The sequence below is a fragment of the Pseudomonas sp. 313 genome (assembly GCF_000316965.1).
Lineage (GTDB): Bacteria > Pseudomonadota > Gammaproteobacteria > Pseudomonadales > Pseudomonadaceae > Chryseomonas > Chryseomonas benzopyrenica.
Genome location: NZ_ANBZ01000105.1, coordinates 1 through 422 on the forward strand (window position 1 = coordinate 1; position 422 = coordinate 422).

Below are 422 nucleotides of genomic sequence, written 5' to 3' on the forward strand. Positions count from 1 at the left end.
CGCGAGGTGCTCGACGAAGCCCTGCACGCCATGCAGGCGCTGTCGAGCAAGATCGGCACCAGTTGCGAACACATCGAAGCCCTCAACGGCAAGACCGCCAACATCGGCCAGATCCTCGAAGTCATCCGCGGCATCTCCGAGCAGACCAACCTGCTGGCGCTCAACGCCGCCATCGAGGCGGCGCGGGCTGGTGAAGCCGGACGTGGCTTCGCCGTGGTGGCCGACGAGGTGCGCTCCCTGGCCAGCCGCACCCAGAGTTCGGCGCAGCAGATCCAGCAGATGATCGAAGAGCTGCAGACCGGCTCGCGCGACGCCGTGGCCCTGATGCAGGAAAGCCAGCGGCAGAGCGCCCACAGCATGCAGGTGGCCAAGAGCGCCGGCGAGCGGCTGGGCAGCGTGACCGAGCGCATCGGCGAGATCGA

The 422-nt window shown here is 68.0% G+C and carries 1 protein-coding gene; it reads left to right on the top strand.

The genetic code is table 11. The features are described from left to right. A partial coding sequence (locus tag C722_RS26580) for a methyl-accepting chemotaxis protein (protein ID WP_017642865.1) occupies positions 1-422 on the top strand: 422 nt, incomplete at both ends.